This window comes from Campylobacter troglodytis (genome assembly GCF_006864425.1).
Classification (GTDB): Bacteria; Campylobacterota; Campylobacteria; order Campylobacterales; family Campylobacteraceae; genus Campylobacter_D; species Campylobacter_D troglodytis.
On record NZ_QHLI01000022.1, the window covers coordinates 1 to 23221 of the forward strand.

The 23221-nt window shown below is 36.0% G+C and carries 20 protein-coding genes, 2 tRNA genes and 2 pseudogenes; 11 read left to right on the forward strand and 13 right to left on the reverse strand.

Annotated features, from left to right (window positions below; translation table 11 throughout):
* Nucleotides 1-213: 213 nt before the first annotated feature.
* The 13 genes from DMC01_RS05975 to DMC01_RS06030 form a co-directional block, all read right to left on the reverse strand.
* Nucleotides 214-930: a hypothetical protein gene (locus DMC01_RS05975; protein ID WP_142693365.1), complete on the reverse strand. Its 717-nt coding sequence runs from the start codon at nt 928-930 to the stop codon at nt 214-216.
* The gene (gene ribD, locus DMC01_RS05980; RefSeq protein WP_142693366.1) at nt 896-1879 is read right to left on the reverse strand and encodes a bifunctional diaminohydroxyphosphoribosylaminopyrimidine deaminase/5-amino-6-(5-phosphoribosylamino)uracil reductase RibD; all 984 of its coding nucleotides are present in this window, start codon (nt 1877-1879) and stop codon (nt 896-898) included. Before ribD ends, DMC01_RS05975 begins: the two co-directional genes overlap by 35 nt.
* Nucleotides 1880-2302, reverse strand: a complete 423-nt coding sequence (locus DMC01_RS05985) for an LSm family protein (protein WP_246059061.1) — start codon at nt 2300-2302, stop codon at nt 1880-1882. It abuts the gene before it with no gap.
* A gap of 13 nt (nt 2303-2315) precedes the next feature.
* The gene (gene rbfA, locus DMC01_RS05990; RefSeq protein WP_142693368.1) at nt 2316-2684 is read right to left on the reverse strand and encodes a 30S ribosome-binding factor RbfA; all 369 of its coding nucleotides are present in this window, start codon (nt 2682-2684) and stop codon (nt 2316-2318) included.
* A gap of 324 nt (nt 2685-3008) precedes the next feature.
* Nucleotides 3009-3083 (reverse strand) — tRNA-Glu (locus tag DMC01_RS05995).
* A gap of 428 nt (nt 3084-3511) precedes the next feature.
* Nucleotides 3512-4534 (reverse strand): dTDP-glucose 4,6-dehydratase, encoded by a 1023-nt coding sequence (rfbB, locus tag DMC01_RS06000; RefSeq protein ID WP_142693369.1) that lies wholly within the window; start codon nt 4532-4534, stop codon nt 3512-3514.
* Between the two features lie 244 nt (nt 4535-4778).
* On the reverse strand, nt 4779-5672 hold the full coding sequence (gene rfbD / locus DMC01_RS06005; RefSeq protein WP_142693370.1) for a dTDP-4-dehydrorhamnose reductase: 894 nt from the start codon (nt 5670-5672) through the stop codon (nt 4779-4781).
* 10 nt (nt 5673-5682) lie between these two features.
* Nucleotides 5683-6240 carry a dTDP-4-dehydrorhamnose 3,5-epimerase gene (gene rfbC, locus DMC01_RS06010; RefSeq protein ID WP_142693371.1) on the reverse strand — a complete coding sequence of 186 codons (558 nt, stop codon included), beginning with the start codon at nt 6238-6240 and terminating at the stop codon, nt 5683-5685.
* 580 nt (nt 6241-6820) lie between these two features.
* Nucleotides 6821-7690, reverse strand: a complete 870-nt coding sequence (gene rfbA, locus DMC01_RS06015) for a glucose-1-phosphate thymidylyltransferase RfbA (protein ID WP_142693372.1) — start codon at nt 7688-7690, stop codon at nt 6821-6823.
* A complete protein-coding gene (locus DMC01_RS15885; protein ID WP_282432264.1) occupies nt 7687-7821 on the reverse strand; it encodes a hypothetical protein in 135 nt (44 codons plus the stop codon). Before DMC01_RS15885 ends, rfbA begins: the two co-directional genes overlap by 4 nt.
* 192 nt (nt 7822-8013) lie before the next feature.
* Nucleotides 8014-8865: a glycosyltransferase family 2 protein gene (locus tag DMC01_RS06020; RefSeq protein WP_142693373.1), complete on the reverse strand. Its 852-nt coding sequence runs from the start codon at nt 8863-8865 to the stop codon at nt 8014-8016.
* A 245-nt stretch (nt 8866-9110) separates the two neighbouring features.
* Nucleotides 9111-9188, reverse strand: a tRNA-Ile gene (locus DMC01_RS06025).
* A 43-nt stretch (nt 9189-9231) separates the two neighbouring features.
* Nucleotides 9232-10344, reverse strand: coding sequence for an FtsW/RodA/SpoVE family cell cycle protein (locus tag DMC01_RS06030; RefSeq protein ID WP_142693374.1), 1113 nt, complete (start codon nt 10342-10344; stop codon nt 9232-9234).
* Nucleotides 10345-10867: 523 nt separating this feature from the next.
* On the opposite strand from DMC01_RS06030, the pseudogene DMC01_RS14975 reads away from it, so the two are divergent.
* From DMC01_RS14975 to tyrS, 11 genes and pseudogenes are all read left to right on the forward strand, one after another.
* A pseudogene (locus DMC01_RS14975) lies at nt 10868-11491 on the forward strand (RluA family pseudouridine synthase); the annotation flags it as partial.
* Nucleotides 11492-12394: 903 nt separating this feature from the next.
* Nucleotides 12395-12703, forward strand: a pseudogene (locus DMC01_RS14980) (RluA family pseudouridine synthase); the annotation flags it as partial.
* Nucleotides 12651-13892, forward strand: coding sequence for a fibronectin type III domain-containing protein (locus DMC01_RS06040; RefSeq protein WP_142693376.1), 1242 nt, complete (start codon nt 12651-12653; stop codon nt 13890-13892). The pseudogene DMC01_RS14980 and the gene DMC01_RS06040, both read left to right, overlap by 53 nt.
* Before the next feature lie 3 nt (nt 13893-13895).
* Entirely contained in the window at nt 13896-15146 is a 1251-nt protein-coding gene (trmB, locus tag DMC01_RS06045) for a tRNA (guanosine(46)-N7)-methyltransferase TrmB (protein ID WP_142693377.1), read from the forward strand.
* Between the two features lie 221 nt (nt 15147-15367).
* Nucleotides 15368-16030 carry a cell division ATP-binding protein FtsE gene (locus DMC01_RS06050; protein ID WP_142693378.1) on the forward strand — a complete coding sequence of 221 codons (663 nt, stop codon included), beginning with the start codon at nt 15368-15370 and terminating at the stop codon, nt 16028-16030.
* Entirely contained in the window at nt 16017-16823 is an 807-nt protein-coding gene (locus DMC01_RS06055; protein WP_142693379.1) for an FtsX-like permease family protein, read from the forward strand. Before DMC01_RS06050 ends, DMC01_RS06055 begins: the two co-directional genes overlap by 14 nt.
* Before the next feature lie 20 nt (nt 16824-16843).
* Nucleotides 16844-17980: a murein hydrolase activator EnvC family protein gene (locus DMC01_RS06060; protein WP_142693398.1), complete on the forward strand. Its 1137-nt coding sequence runs from the start codon at nt 16844-16846 to the stop codon at nt 17978-17980.
* Nucleotides 17981-18378: 398 nt separating this feature from the next.
* Nucleotides 18379-19095, forward strand: coding sequence for a UMP kinase (gene pyrH, locus DMC01_RS06065; protein ID WP_142693380.1), 717 nt, complete (start codon nt 18379-18381; stop codon nt 19093-19095).
* 370 nt (nt 19096-19465) lie between these two features.
* Nucleotides 19466-19687, forward strand: coding sequence for a DNA-directed RNA polymerase subunit omega (locus DMC01_RS06070; RefSeq protein WP_142693381.1), 222 nt, complete (start codon nt 19466-19468; stop codon nt 19685-19687).
* On the forward strand, nt 19674-21872 hold the full coding sequence (locus DMC01_RS06075) for a RelA/SpoT family protein (RefSeq protein WP_142693399.1): 2199 nt from the start codon (nt 19674-19676) through the stop codon (nt 21870-21872). The genes DMC01_RS06070 and DMC01_RS06075 overlap by 14 nt, the downstream gene beginning before the upstream one ends.
* On the forward strand, nt 21869-23071 hold the full coding sequence (gene tyrS / locus DMC01_RS06080) for a tyrosine--tRNA ligase (RefSeq protein WP_142693382.1): 1203 nt from the start codon (nt 21869-21871) through the stop codon (nt 23069-23071). Before DMC01_RS06075 ends, tyrS begins: the two co-directional genes overlap by 4 nt.
* The last annotated feature ends 150 nt before the right edge of the window (nt 23072-23221 follow it).

The window sequence follows — 23221 nt, forward strand, 5'->3', positions numbered from 1 at the left end:
GGGTCTTTGCCCCCCCCTATTAAAGAGTAGCAAAAATCCTAAAACTAAATAAAGAAGGGCTTTTTTAAATAGGAAATTTTTATACTTCTAAGAGAAGTATCCCAAAAAAGCTTTTTGGGAAAATGAAGATGTTTTGGTAAAATGACAAACTTATGTAACAAGATCTCTTTTAGAAAAACTTAAAATAACTAGCAAAGGTTTTAATATAAAAATTCAAGCTTCTTGTGCATAACTTGTAAATTCTTTTTTATCAATCTTATTTAAAATACTAATTTGCCTTTTAAGTGCGTTAAAATTCACAAGTAAGGCAAGAAAGCCAAGAAAAAAGAGGCTAAAAAAAGCAAGATCAATTAATAAAAAATCATTTTGAAAGCAAAACACCCCAAAAACAGCACTTGCACAAAAAAAGAGCAAACTAAGAACCATATGTCTAAGCCTTGCTTCTTTGAAATTATCAATGTCCTTTGTAAGATTGCGAAACAAGATGATTTTTTCTTTTAAAAGCATAAGAATTAATTCGTCATTCTTGCTAAAAAGCCCCTCGTTTAGAGCTGTATAGCTAAATTTTTTTTGCAACAAGCCTTGAGTTTCTTGTGAGTTTTCTAAGCTTAAAGATTTTTGTAAATCCTGCCCTAGCTCACCAAGCTTTTGTGAGTCTTGATCTGAATTTAACAAAGAGCTTTTAGGCTTTGTAGTTTCTTTTAAATCTTGTTTTGTTGAGTGCTTGAGAGTGTTTGTGGCTGAATTTTTTTCTTTTAAAATGTCTTCTTTTATGCTGTGCTTGTTTTTTAAAATCTTTGCGTAAAACTCGTAAACAAAATACTTCCCACTTTTTTTCACACTAAGATCGCTAATAAGCACAAAACTAAGTTTGCTTCTTGCATACAAAAAGCATTCAAAGTTCATAAATGCCATAGCTATCCTCCCCAAAAACACCCCTAAAAAGTGGCTTAAATTCAGCCTTTAAACGCACATTTTCACTATCTTCAAATTTTGCATTATAAAAAATCAAAAAGGCGTCCATTTCCTCCTTAAAAGCTTGCAAAAAGGCGTTTCCGCCCTCAAACATCATAAATTTAGCCTCTTTTGGAATTTGACTTTGAATTTGACGGTTTGGCACAGAAAAAAGCGGAATGCTTTTGTCAAATTCGTCCAAATTTTGCCTTGAAATAATGCAAAGATCAGGCGCTTTTCCCCCCACAAGCCTTGCATCAAGGGTGGGTCTATCCTTTCTTACTGTGCTACCTCCTACAACCAAGCAGTCTATTTTTGATCTGATCTTATGTGTGTAAAGATCGCTTGTGTTGTTTGTGATCTTTCCAAAAGAAGAGCCATTAAGGCTTAAAGCTAGTTTAAAAAGCTTGTAAGGCTCATTTTTTTGCCATTTCAAAAAGGGCTTAATTAAATTTAGCCCCGCTTTTTCGCACACCCCAAATTCTACCTCAACACCCTTTTTACGCAAAAGCTCACCCCCTCCACGCGCTTTTTCGCTGGTATCTGCTACGCTTATAAAAACTTTTTTAAAGCCAAGCTCACTCAAAAGGCTAGCACAAGGAGGGGTTCTTCCAAAATGAGCACAAGGTTCAAGACTAACAAAGGCAAAGCCTCCCTTAAATAAGCCCTTGTGTTGCTTTAAGGCAAACTCATAGGCTGAATTTACCTCGCTTGGAGGCTTTAAGCTAGGATCAAAGCCTTGCAAGGCTTCTAAAATAGCATTTAGCTCAGCGTGAGCAGATCCTGCTTCTTTGTGAGCACAAATTGCTAAGATCTTGCCATTTTTATCTAGCAAAAGACAGCCCACAGCAGGATTTGGATAGGTCAAAAACTGATATTTCCAAGCCTCTTTTAGGGCTAAGTCCATATAAAATTCAGGGCTCATCTAAAACACCACATAGGTTCTTGCCTTTTTGATCTCTTTGAGATCAACTTCTTTTTTTGTCCCATCTTCTAAAAGCAAAACTATGCTTTTTTCATCCACGCAGTCTAAAAGCTCGCCTATAAATTTGGTTTTATCATTTAAGTTTAGCTCGATCTTCTCACCAAGGCTTAATGAAAAATGCCTAGCCTTTGTAAGTTTTCTTTCAAGCCCAGGGCTACTTACCTCAAAGCTATACTCACCAGCACAAGGTGGATAAGCATCAAGTATGGGGGATAAAAGCTCACTTAAATTTTGGCAATCATCAAGGCTAACGCCTCCTTTTTTGGCTATGTAAATTCTATAAATTTTGCGTCCATTTTCGCTTACTAGCTCCTCATCATAAAGTGCTACCCCTGCTTGTTCGCAAAGTTTTTCTAAGTCAATTTGCATCCTAGCCTCACTTTAAGGGTTTTTCTCTTTTTTTGATCTTCTCAAACAGTGCGTCCATATGATTTTGATATTCCAGAGAATTGTCGAATTTAAAATGAAACTTAGGGCAGCGGTACCAGCCTTGCTCATTTGCACAAAAGCTTTGTAGCACTGAGGCTACCTTGGCTAATTTAGCTAAAATTTGCTCTTGCTCGTAGGCATTAAAAAACATCTTATCCACATAAACAAAGGCATCATAACGACCCCTTTTGCACTCAACATCGCTTATGCAAAGATTTCTCAAACTCTCATCATCTAAGCTTGCCAAAGCCTGAGGAATAAGCTCTTTGAGTATGCTTTGAGTTCTTAAGATTTTAATCTCGCTATCTTTTTTCATAATCTTGCCTTTTTTGCCTCATTTTAGCAAAAATTAGGCAATAAACCGTTAAAGACTGAGCCAACTAAGGCTTTGAGCCTTTTAAATTCAAGGGCTTAGTTTTTAAACAGTGCTAAGTCTTGTAAGTTTAAAACTATGACATATAAAACGAAGTTTTTGAAAAACAATTGCCTAACCACATTTAAACTCTTAAAACAAGTAAATTAAAATTGAGAGTTTGAAATCAAGCTTTAAACTAAGTATTTTAAAGCTGACAAAGAAGTGATGCGTGAATTTAAGCTGGGTGTATTTTGTGTGAATTTAAGGTAGGTGTATTTTAAGCTGTGGTGACCCATACGAGACTCGAACTCGTGTTGCCAACGTGAGAGGCTGGCGTCCTAACCACTAGACGAATGGGCCCTTTTTGAATTTAACAAAAACTCAAATAAAATTTAACCCTACGGTTAAAAAAGTCAAAAACTAGCTTGTAAGCACATTTTAATGCTTTATCTTAAAAACAAGACAAAAAGGCATTTTAGCATAAAAATTTAATAATCTTTCTTTTTTTTTGCAAAATCAAGCCACAAAAGAGTAAATTTATTTGCGAGTAAAAATTCTAAGACAAAGCTATTTTATAAATAATGTTACCTTGTCAAATTCATCATTTTGTTGCAAATAGGGTAAAAATTCACGCAATAACACAAAATCTTAACCTTTTGCAATGCTTTTGCTAAAATTCCTAGCTTTTTTAAAATAAGCTTATTTTTGAAATTTTAACAGTTTTTAAAATACCTAACATTAAGCTAGATCTATCCAGTAATACCATACAAGGGGCTAATTATTCTAACTTAATTTAAAGCCAAATACCACTCAACCGTTTTTAAAATCCCGCTTTCAAAATCTTCTTTTGCTTTCCAGCCAAGCTCAGCTTCAATCTTGCTTGCATCTATGGCATAACGCTTGTCGTGTCCTGCTCTATCCTCAACAAAGCCTATTAAATCGGCGTATTTTCCCCCACCTGCAAGGGGCTTTAAGCTGTCTAAAATCTCACAAATTTTTGTAGCAATTTGCAAATTTGTCCTCTCGTTTCGCCCTCCTATATTATAGCTTTGTCCGCTTTGTCCCTTGAAAAAAGCAAGTTCTATGCCCTCGCAGTGATCTTTGACATAAAGCCAGTCGCGGATATTTTGTCCGTCTGCATAAATTGGAATTTGCTTTTTTTGCAAGGCGTTGCGGATGATTGTAGGGATTAGCTTTTCGGCGTGTTGCTTGGGTCCGTAGTTGTTTGAGCAATTTGTTATAACCGTGTTTAGCCCAAAGGTTTTGTGATAAGCACGAACCAAAAAATCACTTCCTGCCTTGCTTGCAGAGTATGGAGAATTTGGAGCGTAAGGGGTTTTTTCTGTGAAAAGTCCTGTTTTTCCAAGTGAGCCATAAACCTCATCTGTTGAGATATGATGAAATCTTGCCTCCTCGTAATCCTTTTTTGGCTCATTTGGTGCAGCTAGCCAAGCCTTTTTGGCACTTTCAAGCAAATTTTGTGTGCCAAGGACATTTGTTTGAGTGAAGATGGCTGGATTTAAGATGGAATTATCCACGTGAGATTCAGCAGCAAAGTGTATCACGGCTTTTATCTCAAAGCTTTCAAATATGTAGCTTAAAAGCCCGGCATTACAAATGTCGCCTTTTATGAATTTGTAGCGTTTAGCAAGGCTTTTATCCTGAGTAATCTCGCTTAAATTTGCAAGGTCTCCAGCATAGCTTAAAAGGTCTAAATTCACAACAAAAAAATCCTCGTTTTTTCTTAAAAAATGCTCTATGAAATTGCTGCCTATAAAGCCAGCTCCTCCGGTGATTAAAACGCTTTTCACAATTAACCTTTTCTTTTTTACGACGTTGTCTCTTGGCTGTCTTCGCGGGAGTTTGCAAAAATCGCACTTCGGCAGGTTTCATTTACCTAGCCTCGTGCGATTTTTTCTGCACAACCCACGAATTCAGCCAAGAGACAACGCCTTATCATCTTTCATTCAAAAAAATTCACGCTTTGCGTGAATTTTCATTCTTTACAGTACATAATTTTGTAAAATTTAGCCATAAATATATCATATAACACTTTCATTTTGATAAATTTGCATTAAAGGTATCAAAAAATAGGCTTAAACTTTCTTTCCACTGCATAATTTCTATGTCAAAAAATGCCCTTATCTTGCTCTTATCAAACACAGAATAAAAGGGTCGTGGGGCTATTATCTTGCCCTCATTCATAGCCTTATAATCATCCGTGTTAATGGGCTTGACAAGGCATTTTGCCCCGCTTAAACGCACGATTTCACAGGCAAAATCAAACCAACTTGCCACGCCCTCATTTGCATAGTGAAAAATTTCCGTGCCTTTAATTTTATCAAGGCTTGGCAAAAGCTTACAAATAGCCCTTGCTAAGTCCCTTGCATTTGTGGGAGAGCCTATTTGATCGCTTACCACTGATAGTTCATCACGCTCACTTGCTAAACGAGCTATGGTTTTGACAAAATTACTTCCAAATTCGCCATAAAGCCAGCTTGTGCGGATGATGCAAGAATGCCTTAAATTCACGTTTAAAATAGCCTTTTCACCAGCTAATTTACTAGCTCCATACACTCCAAGCGGTGCTGTGGGGGCATTTTCAGCTATGGGACTATAAAATTTGCCATCAAATACATAATCCGTTGAGATATGAACTAGCTTTGTGCCGCTTTGTTTGCAAGCCTTGGCTAAATTTAAAACACCCCTTTCATTTATGACAAAAGCCTTGTCTTGCTCACTTTCAGCCTTATCCACAGCCGTGTAGGCAGCACAGTTAATTAGCGTGTCAAAGCCTTTATCTTGCACTGCCTTTTGCACGGCTTTTTCATCGCAAATATCAAGCTCATCCTTGCCCACAAACTCAAAGTTTATATCCTTAAACTCATTTTGTAAAAATTCAAATTCTCTGCCTAATTGCCCTTTTGCACCTGTTATTAAAACTCTCACACAAACGCCCCTACAACAACTCTTTTACTTCACTTAAAAGCGGTTGAGTTTTGTCCTTTTGGCTTAAAATGATTTTGTTTAAATCATAAAAATCCCCCCAATTTATAGCGATTTTTGAGTCATTCCACAAAATGCCCCTATCGCATTCTTTTGAGTAGTAATTATCCACCTTGTAGGCAAAAATGGTGTCATTTTCAAGCACCAAAAAGCCGTGGGCAAAGCCTTGAGGCAAGAGTATTTGCCTTTTATTTTCTCCGCTTAATTCTACGGCTACAAACTCGCCAAAAGTGGGCGAGTTTTTGCGAATATCCAAAGCCACATCCAGCACTCGCCCCTTAATCACCCGCAAAAGCTTGCTTTGAGCAAAAGGGGGCAATTGAAAATGAAGCCCACGCAAAACGCCCTTTTGTGAAAGGCTTTCATTATCCTGCACGAAATTCCATTTTTTTTGCGTGAATTTTTCAAGCTCATCAAGCCGGAAGGTTTCTACAAAATAGCCTCTTTCATCAGCGTGAATTTTAGGCTCGCAAATCACAACGCCTTCTAATTTTGTTTTGATAAAATTCATTAAATTCTTCCTTTTAAAAGCTCTAAAAACTTACAAGTTTTGCAAATTTTTTGTGAATTTTAACAAAAATTCACAAAATCTCATTTTAAAATGCCAAAATTAAAATTCACACCTTTTAAGCTTAGTTTCACAAACTTAAAGCTTGAATTTTTTACAAACTTCCACATCAAAAAGCTCAAAATTAAAGTGAAAATTCACGCAAAATGTGAATTTTAGTTTCTTTGCTGTGCCAAGAATGACAACACGCATTGAAAATTCACGCAAAGCGTGAAGTTATATGGCTAAGTCAAAAACTCCACCTTTCAAAACACCTAAAGTGAAAATTCACACAAAGCGTGGATTTTCCGTTAAATTTAGTTAAAGGCACAGAATTTTGGATGAGAAATTTAATTTATGGGGCGCAGACTAGACTAGAAGTAGCGGTCTGTCAAGCCCCATAAATTAAATTTATCGCCAAAAGCCGAGCCAGCCTTGTAAAATTTTTAACAAAGCCAAATTTCACACTCATTTAAAATAAAGCTCAAATTAACACCTCATTTAAATCTCACAAACTAAAATTCAAACCTTTCCAAATTTAAAATCACTCAAGCAAATTCAAAAGATATTTTCCATACTCATTCTTACTCATCTTTTCTCCAAGCTCTTGCAACTTATCCGCGTTTATCCAGCCTTTCTCAAAGGCGATTTCCTCCAAACAAGCGATTTTGAGATTTTGCCTTTTTTGCAGGGTTTGAATGAAACTGCTTGCCTCTAAAAGTGAATCGTGCGTGCCTGTATCAAGCCAGGCAAAGCCTCGCCCCATAAGCTCACAGCGAAGTTTGCTCTGCTTTAAATACATCTCATTTAAAGTAGTAATTTCAAGCTCCCCCCTCGCACTTGGGCGGATTTTTTTGGCTAGCTCGCTTACCCCACTTGGATAAAAATAAAGCCCAGTTACTGCATAATCACTCTTTGGTACGCTTGGCTTTTCCTCTAAGCCCACAACCTCGCCTTTTTCGTTAAACTCAGCTATGCCATATCTTTGAGGGTCTCTCACCTTGTAGCCAAAGATAGTTGCTACTCCTTGCTTTGCGCTTTTTATGCTGCTTTCTAAAAGTGGAGTAAAGCCGTTTCCATAAAAGATATTATCGCCCAAAACCAGACAAGATGGGCTATCCCCCAAAAATTCCTCGCCCAAAATGAAAGCTTGTGCAAGTCCGTCAGGGCTAGGCTGTGCTACATAGCTAAAATTCACGCCAAAGTCCTTGCCATCTCCTAAAAGTGCCTTGAAATTTACAGCGTCTTGGGGGGTGGTGATGATTAAAATCTCTCGAATGCCTGCTAGCATTAGGGTTGAGAGCGGATAATAAATCATAGGCTTGTCAAAAACAGGCAAGAGCTGCTTGCTAATGCCCTTTGTGATGGGGTAAAGGCGGGTGCCAGAGCCACCAGCTAAAATTATGCCTTTCATTTTTTGTCCTTTGTTGTTGTAACGGCTTGTCTTGCGGACACTTTTTGGGGAGTTTGCTTTTCGCAACGCTTACGGGCGACAAGCCCGCTACGCTCGCTCAAAGCTACACAACCCCAAAAATTGTCTCGCAATACTTCGCCTTATCTACTTTTGTTCGACTTGCAATTTCACATTTCTTGTCGCTCAAAAAATTCGCATTCTATGCGAATTTCCATAATCTGTTTTCTGTAATCTGTATTCTGTAATCTATATCGCCTTATCATCTTTTGTTTAAAAACTTGCAATTTTATATCTTTTCATAAGCAAAAATCACCTTTTGTCCTTTAAAACATTCTATGTGTTTTTACCGTGTATATTGGCAAACGAGAGAAAAGTAAAATTGTTTTTTTGTCAAAATGCTCTATAATTTTTATCAAAGAAATGCCTAAAATTCTTATCCTTGTAATCTTTTTTGTGTGCTGTTTGGCTAGCTCAAAAAGCTCACTGTGGTTTGTTTGATTATATTTTATTAACGCTAACCACACAGCTTGAAGTGTATGTAGGCTTCTTGCTGTGGTATTTTCGCTATCTCTATAAAAAATGAGTATATCCTCTAAATTCGCAAATTTGGTGTAAGAAATCAAATCAAGCCAAAGCTTTGAGTCCTCGCCCGGACTGTAAAGCTCGTTATAGCGAACATTTGTTGAGCGTAACACACTTGAACGAAGCATTGTGGTGGGATGAAACATTCCCATCACAAACATAAGCTGTAAGCGAATTTGTCTATCGTTTGTAGGAAAACTCACGGTCTTGCCATTTGAAAGCAATCTTGCAAAAGCTCCCACAACCCCCACATCCTCATTAGCCTCTAAAAATGCCACCTGCTTTTCAAAGCGCTCTTTTACGCTTATATCATCGTGGTCTATAACGGCTAAAAACTCGCCTTGCGCTAACTCAACAAGCTTGTTGCGAGAGGGCGAAATGCCTAAATTTCTTTCGTTTTTGAAGTATTTGATTCTTTTATCTTTTTTTGCATACTCTAAAATGAAGCTTTCAAGCTCTAAATTTTGGGGTGAATCATTTAAAATTAAAAACTCAAAGTCCTCAAAACTTTGATTTAAAACACTTTCAATGGTGTCTTTTAAATAGGCTAGATTGCTGTTATACACAGGCATTAGTGCTGAAACCTTTGGCATTTGTATCCCTTTAAAAGACTAAATTATAGCAAAATATTTCACAGTTTCATTTCTAACTGTGCTTATTTATTGCCTTTAACTTTGCGTTAAAAGCCTTGCTTAAATTTAAAGGGAAAATGTTTTTAAAATATTGTCAAGTTGCAAGAAAAAAATAGCAAAAATTCAAGCTAGAAGCTTCATTTAATGCCATATTTGTCAAAAGGGGTAAAGGATTTAAATAAAAGAAGATTGAAGTTGAATTTAAGTGGTGGATTCAGCAGGATTTGAACCTGCGACCAACCGGTTATGAGCCGGTTGCTCTAACCAAGCTGAGCTATGAATCCATTTAAAAATAAAATTGTAATAAATCTTTCCTTAAATTTAGTTTTATTTGTCGGTAAATTTTATGCTTTCTTTCACTGAAAAAAATCTAAAGGTAATTAGATGCTGTAAAATTCCAAAAAAGATCATAAAGGTAGCAAAGGAGCTTCCTCCGTGGCTAAAAAAGGGCATAGGTATGCCAACAACAGGTGCAAAGCCTATGGTCATTGAGATATTTACAGCTGTATAAATAAAAATAAACAAGGCTACGCAGTTTATGGCAACCCTTGCAAAATAATCATCCTTTAATTTTTGATTTAAGCTTAATAAATGAAAGATCAAAAGCATATACAAAAAGATCACAAAGGCACCTCCCACAAAGCCAAATCTCTCTATAGTGTAAGCAAAGATGAAATCGCTTGTTGAGATGGGTAAGAACTTAAAATGCGTTTGAGTGGCTTCTTGGGCTGTTTTGCCCACTAATCCTCCATTTCCAATGGCTATGATGGACTGCTGCACCTGATAGCTTGGCTTTTCAGCTATGAAATCGTGAATTCTTTGCTTTTGATAAGGCCTTAGTCCATAAGTATAAATCAAAGGAGAGGAAAGTCCTAGAATCAAAAATATACTAAGCCAAATTTTATAATTTACCCCTATGATAAAAAGCGTGCCAAAGCCAACTATGAAAAGCACTGTTGCTGTGCCTAGATCTGGCTCACTTGCTATTAAAACAAAGGGCAAGAGTATGTAAAAGCTAAGTTTTAAAAAGTCTTTTAGCCCGTATCCGGTCTTAGGTGGGGGTTTAGAGTAGATGAGATAGGCAAGCATTAGTATAAAAGAGGGCTTAAAGATCTCGCTAGGTTGCAAGGTAAAGTGAGTAAAGGGCACTTCAAGCCATCTTTTTGCTCCTAATTTCTCAACCCCAAATAAATCCGTGCTTAAAAGCAAGAGTATATTAACCCAGTAAGCAAAGGGTATAAGCCAGGCTAACCGTCTTAGAGGCAAGATGAAAAACAAAACAAAGGCACCAAAGCCAACAAGGGTATAAATAAGCTGTTTTTCACCCAAAAAATCGCTCACCTCCCAAACTAAGATCAAAGAAATTAAGATTATAGGAAAAACAAGTATGGGCTGGATAAAGTCAAAATGAATGAATACTCTTTTGTCTATACTAAGCAAGATAGTCCTTGTAAAAGCTTGATTAACTGTGTTATTATATGCTAAAATGTTAATTTTACAAAGTGCTTTTATAAAAAACTTGATCCTTCTTGTAAGAGTGAGTGCTGAGTGTTTTAAAGTAGTTTCTTTGACAAAGAAAACCTATCTAGTAAGGAGGAGCTTCTTTGGCAAAGAAAGTTTATCTAACAAAGCATAGTTTCTTTGGCAAATAAACTTAGCTAGTAAGCCTTGCTTTTTTTGGCAAAGAAAGTTTAGCTATTAAAACCTTGTTTTTTTGGCAAAATTATCTTTTTTGATAAAAAGAGAATTTTTGTTTTAGCATTTGCAAGTGGTTGTTTTCTTTTAAGAGCTTAAAATGTGGCTTTAAAAAACGAAGTTTTTCTTAAAAAAATGTTTTGCGAGGAATAATTAAAGCCAAGTGAATCACTTTTTAGAGAAGTTTAAAATAAAATTTATCGAATAAAATGACAAAATTTTACGCTAAGATTAACAGTTTTAAAAAAGCTTTTACAAAGAGCATAAGATGCAAAAAATTTTAGTAGATCAGTCTTTAAGGCTTGATCTTTTTTTGGCTAAATACCTAAAAACAACTAGATCTCAAATCACAAGCCTCATTAAAAATGGAGGGGTAAGATGTAATGATCAGCCTTGTTTGAAGGCCTCATTTAGGGTAAAAATAGGAGATGAGCTAGAAATTATAAAGCTCTTGCCTAAAAGCCTTACTCAAAAATACCCTATAAGCTTTGACATAGAGGTGCTTTACGAGGATGAGGATCTGCTTGTTTTAAACAAGCCTTCTGGCATTGTGATGCATAGTGCTTCAAGTGTGAAGGAGGCTACGGTTGTGGATTGGCTCTTAGAAAAGGGCTACGCGCTTTCAAGCCTTGGAGGAGAGCTTAGAGCTGGGCTTGTGCACAGACTTGATAAGGGGACAAGTGGGGCTATCATCATAGCTAAAAACAACCACACCCACGAGCTTTTAAGCAAACAACTTGCAACTAAGAGCTTGGGTAGATTTTATCTAGCCTTAACCGATCTGCCACTGAAAGATGATAAGCTTATAAACGAAAAGGCTATCATTCGTTGTCCTAGAAACCGTCTTAAAAAAATGGCTGTTGATGAGATGGTTAAGGGTGCAAGAAAGGCAAAGAGTGCCTTTATAAATATACCTTGCAAAGAAAGCTTGGGTAAGGATGCAAAAGAAAATTCAAGCCCCTATGTGAGTGGTATGAGTGTAAGTTTAAATTCAAAAACAAATTTTAACGAGGGCTTAAATTCAAGTTCTCAAAAACTTTTAAGCAAGGATTTAAATTCAAGCCCTCAAACAAAATTAAGCAAGGATTTTGAGGCTGTGAATTTAAATAGCCATTTAAGCAAGGATTTGAATTTAAAACAAGGCTTAAAGGATAGTTTAAAAGAAGCTTTAAATGATGACACAGTTTTAAAAAACGACTTAAATTCAAAAGAAAATTCAAGCTTAAATTCAAACACAGATTTAGAAAAGAGTTTAAAAGAAAATTCAAGCCCTACTCTAAAACAAAGCTTAAATATTAATCCTTGCTTAAGCCAAAATTCAAGCAAGGCTTTTATTTTAGAAGAAACTTTGAATTTAAAGGAAAACTCAAGCACAAGGACTGATGATGGTTTAAATTCAAAAGAACGCTCCAAAGAAGAGCTAGACAAGGCTTTTGTGAAAAATGAGGCTTTGAATTTAAACAAAGACTCACAAAAAAATTCAAACGCCGTGAATTTAAAGGAAAATTCACAAAAAAATTCAAACAAGGCTTTTGCTGTGAGCGAAGCTGTGAATGTGCAACAAAATTCAAGTAAAGAAGTTGACGAGACTGTAAATTTAAAGTTAGATTTAAATAAAAAAGTTAATGAAGCTGTGAATTCAAGGCTAAATTCAAACAAAGAATTCAATGAAACTGTGAGTTTAAGATTAAATTCAAGCAAAGATCTTAACTATACTTTGAATTTAAGGACAAATTCAAGCAAAGAATTCAATGAAACTGTGAGTTTTAAAAAGGGCTCAAAAAAGCACCTAGATAAAAACATAAACCTCATAGCAGCAAAGCTTTTCACAGGTAGGACACATCAAATAAGGGCTCATTTAGAAAGCCTAAACCGCCATATCTTAGGCGATAAGCTTTATGGCTACAAGGGCAAGGAGTATGAGAGGGTGATGCTTCATTCGTATTTTTTGTATTTTATTCATCCAAGAACGCAAAAGCAAATGCTAATTAAGGCGCCGCTTTTTGAGGATTTTTGGCAACTTTTAGAGGATTTTGACAAGGAGGAACTTGATGAAAAACTTTCATTTGATTATCTTTTCAACGCTTTTAACACTTTTTCTTAATGCTTGTGGGGGTATGGGCAAGCTATCTAATAAGCCCTTGCAAGTAAGTGAAAATTTGCCAAGAATAGAAAACATAAAGCAGCTAAGCGATATGAGCTCTGTTGCCTTTGAGTGGGATAGAAAGTATAGCGAAAACATAGAGGGCTTTTTTTTGTACAGAAGCACAGAAGATGAGCCTGAGATGAAGCTAATAGCCACCATTAAGGACAAGTATCAAACGCATTATGTGGATAAGAATTTAGAACCTGACAGCAAGTATTTTTATATGATGAAAAGCTATGATGAGCTTGGCTATATCTCAGAAAATGGGCTTGTGGTTGAGGCTAGAACAGCTAAGAGGATAGCCCCGCTTCCCTTCGTGCAAAGCATACAAGGACTTCCTTATAGGATCAAGCTCATTTGGAGACCTCATCCTGATCAAAGGGTTAGTGCTTATGTCATAGAAAGGGCAAATGCTGATGGGGATTTTAAGTTCTTAGCCGAGCTTAAATCTAGATTAAATGCCGAGTATATAGACGCTAATTTAAAGCCTAATCAAAATTTTCAATACCGCATCTTTGCTAAGACCTTTGACGGGGTGTATTCAGAAGCAAGTGAGATCTTAAATGCCACCACAAAGGCTTTACCGCCAACAGTAGAGCAAATTTCAGCTAGCACGGATCTTCCAAAAAGAATAGCATTAAGCTGGGAGGTTCCTAGCTTTGAGGACTTTGCGTATTTTAAGGTATATGCAAATAGCTCATCTTTTTTGCCCTACTCTGTCATAGCTAAGATCCCAAACAATCACTACGAGGATCTAATAGATACCCCAAATCAAAGCAGATCCTACAAGGTAACCATAGTAGATAAGGACGGACTTGAAAGCCCTATGCCTAAAAATGCTGTTGTGGGAAGAACCCTTGGTGCTCCAAAAGCACCCACTATAATATCAGCCAATCTAAGCTCAAACGGACTTAGGCTTGAGTGGATAAGTAATGATGAAAGAGCGGTTCAATACACCCTTAAAAGATACACAGGAAAATCAGAGCTTATCTTTACAGAACTAAGCGGCACAAGCTTTACTGATACTTCTGTGATCTTTGGGGAAAAATACAGCTACGAATTAATAGCCATAGATGAAAACGGCATAGAATCAAAGCCCTCAGCCAAAATAACTCAGATCATATTCACAGAACAAAGCGGCTTTTAAAATATGCCAAATTTCAAGTGCAAATACCTAAAAAAGCTAAGTTTGCCCTTTGAAAAAGAGGGGCTTTGCTTTGAGTGGATGGCACAAAATGAAAAAATTTGGCTAATTTATACAAGCTTTAATCAACAAGGCTTTTTTTTGCAACTTAGCAAAAATGATAAAAACGAGTTTGTAATCCAAGGAGAAAAGCACTCAAAGCCAGAGCAAATTGGAGTTTTGCAAAAAGCCTTGCTTGTTTTTAGGGATGAGTTTTGTAAGGAAATTATCAGCGAAGCCTTCGCCCTTAAATCAAACCGCTTAATTACTAAAAGCTCTATTATACAAAAGGATCTTGAGGGCTTGGAGGATAAATTCAAGGCTTATGATGGGGTGTTTTTAGAGATAGGCTTTGGCTCTGGTAGGCATTTGCTTTATCAAGCAAGGATAAATCCTAGAATTTTAATGCTTGGGGTTGAAATTTATAATCCGTCCATAGAACAGGTTGCAAAATTAGCAAAAACATTAAACAATGTCTTGCTTATAAAAAGCGATGCGAGGCTACTTTTAGCCGTTTTATCTGCTAGAAGCTTAAACAAGATCTTCTTGCATTTTCCCATTCCTTGGCACAAACAAGAAGGACGAAGGGTAATAAGCAAGGACTTTGCAAAAAACTGTTTAAGGGTGCTTAAAATTGGAGGTGAGTTTAATCTTAGAACAGATAGCAAGGATTATTTAGAACAAGCTTGGGCGCTTTTTTCACAGCTAAACTCAAAACTTAGCCTTTCAAAAAATGAGAATTTAGACATTGTTAGCAAATATGAATCAAGATGGAAAAGACAAAATAAAGACATATATGATCTTTTTGTGCTTTGCGAAGAGCTAAATTCTAACGAGGAAGATTCAAATGAAAATTTAAGCCCTCAAACTGAAAATTCAAACGCTTTAAATAACAGTGAATTTTTAAATGAAGTTTTAAATAAAAACTTAGAAATTTTAAATGAAAATTTAAGCTTTTTGCCTCAAAAACTAGCCACAATTCAAAAAAAGTTTTGCAATCAGCCTTTTAGGGGGGAGGATTTTTTTTACCGTTTTGAAGCCTTGTATTTTATAGATGAAAAAAATCTACTCTTAAAGCTTGCTTTTGGAGCCTTTAATAAGCCAGATCATAGCTACTTGCTCTTAGGTAAAAAAAGCAAGTTTTTGTTTAAAAAGCCCTTTTTAACAAAAGAAAACATAAAGGCACTACAAAGGGTGCAAGAGTTTTTGTGTGATTAATATTAAGTTTTTTAAGCTAAAATAAAGAACTTTTTGCAAAAAATGTTGTTAATTTAGCATATTAAAGCGAAGTGGCTAAAAATTCACACTTTTACTTGAATTTTAAGGCCTATTTTGTGAATTTTTTTCACAAACTGTTAGTTTCTTATGAGAAGAAGGCTAGCTAAATTCAACACCTTAAAGAAGTTTTTTAAAAAAATCAAGTTAAAACAAGGAAGAAGATGGCTATCATTCAAGCACAAAATTTATGCCTAGGATATGACGAGCTTGTGATTAACAAGGCTAATTTTAGCTTTGAAAACGATGATTTTATCTTTATCACGGGAAAAAGCGGAAGCGGTAAATCCACGCTTTTAAAGTCCTTTTATGGAGACTTAGATCCACTTTCAGGAAGGCTTGAGGTTTGTGCGTCCTTACTTAATGGGATCTCAAATTTAGAGCTTTTAAGATTAAGACAGCAAATTGGCATCATCTTTCAAGATTACAAGCTAATAAAAGAATACAGCATCAAAAAAAACATAATGTTACCTTTGGTAATCAAAGGCTATGGAAAAAAGGTTTGTGAAAGCCAGGCTACAAAATTATTAAAGCATGTAGAACTTAGCTTTAAAGCAGACAAAAGACCCGATCAGCTCTCAGGCGGTGAGCAACAAAGAGCGGCTATGGCAAGGGCTCTTGCGCATAATCCCAAGCTCTTGCTTTGCGACGAGCCCACAGGAAATTTAGACGAATACTCCTCAGACATCATTTGGACCCTTTTAAAATCAGCAAGAGAGCTACTTAAAACCTGTGTTGTCGTGGTAACGCATAGAATTCCCACAAATTTAAAGCTAAATTATAGAAGATTTAATATAGAAAACGGACAAATGAATGAGTTGGCTTAGAATGCATCTATCTTTGATCCTGCCCCTTTTGTTTATGATGTTTGCCTTTGAGTTTATACTCATTATAAATCAAACCATCAAGCATTATGAGGCAAGGGTGAATGAAAATTACAGCATCATCATAGCAAGCTCAAAGGAGCTTGTTGATGAGATTGTCAGGGTGCAAATTCCAAGTTTTAGTAGCTTAGAAAACATAGAGGCAAAGGAAATGCTTCAAAGGCTAAAAGATAATATCTCAGCCAATAATCTTAAAACCCTAGAAAAAAATCTACCTAAATTTTACAGACTAAGCCTTGATCATTTTCCTACTCAAGGCGAGCTAAATGAGGTAAAAGAAGAGCTTTTAAAGATCACAGGTGTTAGCAAGGTTGAGGTCTTTTTGAAAACTCACGATCAGATAGATAATCTTTTGAGATTAATTAAATTTGTGCTTTGGTTTTTCTTGTTTATTATTATTTTGTTAAGCTTTGTTTTGTTTTTAAAACAGATGAGAATTTGGCTTTTTGAGCATACTGAAAGGGTTGAGATTATGTGCTTGTTTGGAGCATCCTTTTGGTTTAGATCCTTAATGCTTTATAGGATAGTCTTTATAGACTGCTTGCTTGCATTTTTACTCTTGCTTGGCTTTTTTACCCAAATTTATTCCTCAACTTTTATACAAAAAAGCTTAGATCTCATTAATATCTCCTTGCCTAGCATTAATTTTTTAAACCAGCTTAGTTTAATCTTTATCATCACCCTAGCCATAAGCTTAATTTGTGTGCATTTTGTTATGTTTAAGGTTAAAAAGTGAGAGCTTTTTTCTTAATTTTAATGTTTATTAATCTTTTTTTTGCCAATGAGCTAAACAAAAAAAATCAAGATCTCAAAGAAAATGAAAGATTAAGCAAACAGCTTAATAAAAAGCTTGAAGATCTAGCAAATGACATCACAAATAGCGAGAAGAATCTCAAAAATTTAGCCCAGCAAATAAGCAAATTAACTCAAGAAAATTCAAAGCTAGAACAAAGTGCTAAAATTCAAAGCCAAGAATTAAGGCTTTTAAATTCGCAAAATCAAGGCTTGTTAAAGGATAGAAATCTTATGGAAACAAGGCTTGTTTCTTTGATAGCTCAGGACTTTGCTTATGATTTAACTGTGCCAAGTGGGTATTTAGAAAGCGATGAGAGCTTTATGGCTGTTGAGGTTTTGCATTCTTTGGATGGAATTTTAAAAGAGGAGTTTTACAAGCTTTCTAAGGACTATGAAAAAAATTCAAAACTCATAGATGAAAAGCAAGGAAAGATAGATAGCATAAATGTGAATTTAAAGCAATACACAGCCCAGCTTACCAAGCTTGAAGAGTTAAAACAAAGGCAGCTAAACGAGATCAAGCAGCAAAAAGCAGACAGAGCCCTTTATGCAAAAAAGCTTGATGATTTGCAAAAGCAACAAGCTGAGCTAAGAAAAACTCTAGCAGATCTAAATATAGTAAGCAAGTCAAAGGATGAAAAAGGTGCTACTGTAAGCAAGGATGTAAAGCAGCTTGGCTCAGGCTATCAAAAAAGCTCTGTGAAAAAATATCTAGGCAAAAAAACCATAGCCCCTCTTGAAGCCTTCACTGTCAAACAAAAATTTGGAAACTTCACTGATCCTATTTATAATATCAAGCTCTTTAATGAAAATGTCATTTTAAGAAGTAAAAATCAAGACGCTAGGGTTAAAACTGTCTTTGATGGCAAGGTGGTCTTTGCTAAGCAGACAAATTTATTACAAAAGGTGGTCATTGTAGAGCATTCAAACGGACTTCACACCATATACGCACATCTTAGTCAAATAGCACCCACAGTGAAGGTAGGAAAAAATGTCAAAAAAGGAGAGGTCATAGGCAGGGTTAAAAATGATCTAAGCTTTGAGGTAACCCAGGAAAAATTTCACATAAATCCCTTGGAGTTAATTAGTTTAAACTAAGAGGCTTTAATTTATTACAGTTGATTTAATCTGATCTTTTTGTAGAATTCAAAAAAGATTTGATGAAATTAGCCTTTTAAATTGAGGCTTGAATTTATTAAGCAAAAGCTAACTTGATCTTTTATAAAATTCAAACAAGGCTTGATAAAATTAGCCTTTTAAATTTAAGCAGCTTTCAAGCTAGATTAATCATTTTTAAATACTTTTAATATATAATTTTTAGGTACTTTAAAAAATGTTGAATTTTAGCACTATGAGTGTGTGCTTGGTAGCTGAAATAAAACCGCAAAAGAAGTTTTTTTTAAAAACAGTAAATTCTTTTACAAATAAGCTTTTTATAAAAAAACGAAATTGCGTAAAAATCAACAGTTTTAAAAAATGGAAAATAAAGGCACAAAATGAGTGAGCATAAAAGAATACTAGTTAAATTCTCAGGCGAGGCACTAGCAGGTGATAGTGGCTTTGGCATTGAAAATTCAGTGCTTAAATACATAGCCTGTGAGATTAAGGAGCTAGTAAAAAATGAAATAGAAGTTGGCATAGTCATAGGAGGGGGTAATATCATTAGAGGGGTTACTGCTTCTAAGGACGGTCTTATCAAAAGAACAAGTGGGGATCATATGGGTATGCTTGCTACTGTCATTAACGCCATAGCGATGCGTGAAGCCCTTGAAAGCCTAGGACTTGAAGCCAGAGTGCAATCAGCCATCACTATGGAAGCATTTTGCGAAACCTACATTATGCTAAGGGCTCAAAGACATCTTGACAAGGGCAGGGTTGTAATCTTTGCCGCAGGAACGGGCAATACCTTCTTCACCACAGACACCTCAGCCGTTTTAAGAGCAGTTGAAATGCAAGCACAGATGATAGTAAAGGCGACAAAGGTTGATGGGGTTTATGATAAGGATCCAAAAAAATTCAAAGATGCTAAATTCTTAAATTCTTTAAGCTACGATGAGGCCTTAAAAGAGGATATTAAGGTTATGGATGCCACAGCCATAGCACTTGCAAAGGATAATGCCTTACCCATTGTGGTGTGTAATATGTTTAATTCAGGTAATTTACTTAAAATAGTCCAAGATAACTCAGGCATTTGCTCTGTGGTTAGAAATTAAAGTTAGAAATTAAAAAGAAATTTTTAACAAAGTGTTGAATTTATTTTTTAAAAAGCATTGAATTTATAACACGGTTTTATCTTTTGACACAAAAGATCGTTTTTAGCTTGAAATCAAAAAAATTTTATAATTTGCAAGTCCTAAAATATCAAAGCAAGAAATCTTTTTTATAAAAGAATTTACAGTTTGCAAAAAAACTTCGTTTTTTAAAAAAGCTTTGTAGGATAAGCTTAGTTTTTTAAAAAAGCCTTGCTTTACAAAATGAGCTTATTTTTTAAAAAGCCTTACTAAAAAATTTTGCTTTGAGATGTTTTGCTTGTGTTAAGATAGAGAAAATATTTTTTTATCAAAGAACCAAAAAGGAGCCTAAATGGAAGAAAGAATGGAAAAAATCGCAGCAAGAGCCCTTGCAAATATGAATAATGATCGCTACAAGCTCTCCTTAGCCATTGCAAAGAGGGCTGAGGAACTAGCAAACGGTGCAACACCTCTTGTGGATCTTGATAAAAGCAGGATCAAACTTGCCGACATAGCACTCATAGAAGTAGCTGAAAATAAACTTAGCTTGGATGATGGCATTGAGAGAACTTAAAGAGGAGTTAAGCCTTGAAAGGCTCATTGAAAGAATCAAAGAGTGCAAGGATCTAGACAAGGCTAAGGCTTTGTTATATGAAATTCAAGCCCCAAGTGAGCGTTTGCAAAGGGCGGTTGATTTTTGTATAAAAGCACACGAGGGGCAAAAAAGAAAAAGCGGTGAGCCCTACTCAGTTCATCCCATACTAGTAGCCTCCTTGGTTGGCTTTTTAAGCCAAAATGAGGCCATGATCCTAGCAGCACTCTTGCACGATGTCATAGAAGATACCCCTCACAGCGAGGATGAGTTAAGGGATGAATTTGACAGCGAGGTAGCAAGGCTGGTTAGAGGACTTACTAAGATCACAGAGCTAAGAGAGGATGAGTTTATCAAAAAGGCTGGAAAAAAGCTTACAAAGTCAGCCCTTAGCTTTCGTAATATGCTACTAGCTAGCATAGAGGATGCAAGCGTTTTAATCATCAAGCTTTGCGATAGATTTCACAATATGCTTACCCTTGATAGCTTAATGGAAGAAAAAAGAAAAAGAATTAGCGAGGAAACCCTAGTCGTTTATGCACCCATAGCCCATAGACTTGGAATTTCAAGCCTTAAAAACTATCTTGAAGATCTAAGCTTTTTTCATCTGATGCCTGATGAGTATATGCAAATTGAAAGATTTATTAACTCAAATGATCAAAAGATCCAATTAGGACTTAATGAATTCATAGACAAAATAGAGCTTTTGTTTCAAAAAAATGGCTTTACAAGAACTAGCTTTGAAATTCACAAAAGGGTAAAGCATAATTACTCGGTGTATCTTAAAATGCAAAGAAAGGGCATTGGCATCGATGAGGTGCTTGATCTGCTTGGAATTCGCATCTTGGTTGAGGATGTATCAAGGTGCTATATGGCACTTGGTATCTTGCACACAAATTTCAATCCCCTAGTTTCTCGCTTTAAAGACTACATAGCCTTGCCAAAGCAAAATGGCTATCAGACCATACACACAACGCTTTTTGATTCTAAAAACATCATCGAGGCTCAAATTCGCACCTTTGATATGCACAAGATCGCCGAGCTTGGAGTGGCAGCACATTGGAGATATAAAGACGGATCAGATCAAAACCTAGCCACCCCAAAGCTTGACTGGCTTCATGACATCTCAATGAGAACAAACATAGAAAATTCAGAAAACTACAACGCCGTGGAGCTTTATGAATACGCCAAAGAAAGCCTTTATATAGAAGACATTGCTGTTTATTCTCCAAAGGGTGAGATCTTTACCTTGCCAAGAGGGGCAACCGTGCTTGATTTTGCCTACGAGGTGCATACTAGAATAGGACTTTATGCAAAGGCTGCTTATGTAAACAGAGTTAGGGTTCCTCTTTTAACAAGACTTAAAAACGGAGACATAGTTCGCATAGTTACCTCTAATGAAAAAATCTACCGTTGTTCTTGGATAGATAGCGTTAAAACAGGAAAGGCAAAGGCTAGCATTAGAGAATTTTGCAGACAAAAGATCAAGGAAGTAAATCTACAAGCCTCTCTTAATATATTAAGCTCGGTTTTTAAAGAAGAAGAAAGCACGGTTTTAGAGTGGGTAGAAAGGGAAGGATTAAATAAAAAACTAAGATCGCTTAGCACAAATTTAACATATTTCAAAGAAATAGTAGCTGCTTTGAAAAAATACGCCAAAAAATCCTATCTTTTTGATAAATACGAGCTTAAAGAGCAAAGATTTGAAAATATCACAGTGCATAGCAACCACAAAATCGCAAATATGGACTTTAATTACTGCTGCCATCCAAAAAAAGGAGATGAGATCATAGCCTTTGTGGAGAATGGTAACATCATCTTGCATCATAAATTTTGCAACAAGGCTGATGCCATGCTTGCTCAAAAGAAGGCTACTGTTTTTGTGGAGTGGAGTAATGTAACCAAACAAGGCTACAAGCTTATCTTTTCTTTGGAGAATAAAAAAGGAGCCTTGGCTGAATTTTTAACCACGCTTTCAAAGATGCAAGCTAATATTTTAAGCATACACTCTTCTAGATCTAAAGAATTAAACTCAGAGTACTTTGAAGCAAGTATGGAGTTTCCACATAACATCAAGATAGATGAGGTAAAAGAAAGATTACAGTCTCAGTATAAAATTTTAGATTTTACTTCATTAAATGATGCCTTTAAGGAAAAAAGTGTATGAATATAAAAGAGATAATTGAGGACATAAAACAAGGAGTAGCCGAGATCATAGATGAGGAGAGGCTTGAGATTTTGGTGAAAAACTTTTATGAAAGAGGAGAAAATTTTTTTGTAAAGGCTGGCTTTGATCCAACTGCACCAGATCTTCACTTAGGACACTCAGTGGTTTTAAATAAAATGGCGCTTTTGCAAAAACACGGAGGTATAGTGCAGTTTTTAATAGGGGATTTCACAGGGCAAATTGGGGATCCAAGTGGCAAAAGCACTACCCGCAAAAAGCTAGATAAGGATCAGGTCTTGCAAAATGCCAAGACCTACGAGGAACAGGTTTTTCGCATACTTGATAAAGACAAAACCCAGCTTAAATTTAACTCACAGTGGCTAAATGAGCTAGGTAGTGTTGGATTAGCCGAGCTTAGCTCTCATTTTAATGTAGCTAGGATGCTTGAAAGGGATGATTTTGCGAAAAGATTTAAGGAGCAAAGCCCCATTTCTGTGTGCGAATTTCTTTACCCTCTCTTGCAAGGCTATGACAGCGTGGCTTTAAAATGCGACATTGAAATGGGCGGGACCGATCAAAAGTTTAATCTCCTAATGGGCAGACATTTGCAAAGAATTTATCAGGTAGGCAAGGAGCAAGTTGTCATTATGATGCCCTTGCTTGAGGGGCTTGATGGGGTGCAAAAGATGAGTAAGAGCCTTGGAAATTATATAGGAATAAGCGAGGATGCAAACTCCATTTACGGCAAAATTCTAAGCATTAGCGATGAATTAATGCTTCGCTACTACGAGCTTTTAAGCCAGATCTCAGCTAAAGAATTTGAAAGCTTAAAAGAAAATTTAAGGCTAGGTAAAACTCATCCAAAAGCTGCAAAAGAAGATCTTGCCTTAGAGCTTGTAGAAAGATTTCACTCAAAAGAAGAGGCATTAAATGCAAGGCTTGAATTTAATAGAGTTCATAGTAGTGGCGAGCTTCCAAGTGAGTTGCCTTCCTTTGAAGGTGAGGCCAAGCTTTGGCTAGCAAAGGCTTTGGTGCTTTGTAAGCTTGAAGCCTCAACAAGCAATGCAAGAAGGCAAATTCTAGCAGGTGCGGTTCGTGTAAATTCACAAAAAATAAAAGATGATCAAATGCAGCTTGAAAAGGGTGAGTTTATCTTGCAGGTGGGTAAGAGAAAATTTGCAAGATTAAGGCTGATTTAAGTGAATTTTTGCCTTAAAGGGTGTTTGTGTACAGTTTTGTAGTCTTAACTTAGAAATCTTGTTTTTTAAATAAGCTATGTTAAATACTCAAAATAAACAAAGATTAACACTTTTAGAAAAAATTAAATTCAAGCTCACTTAAACTTAATA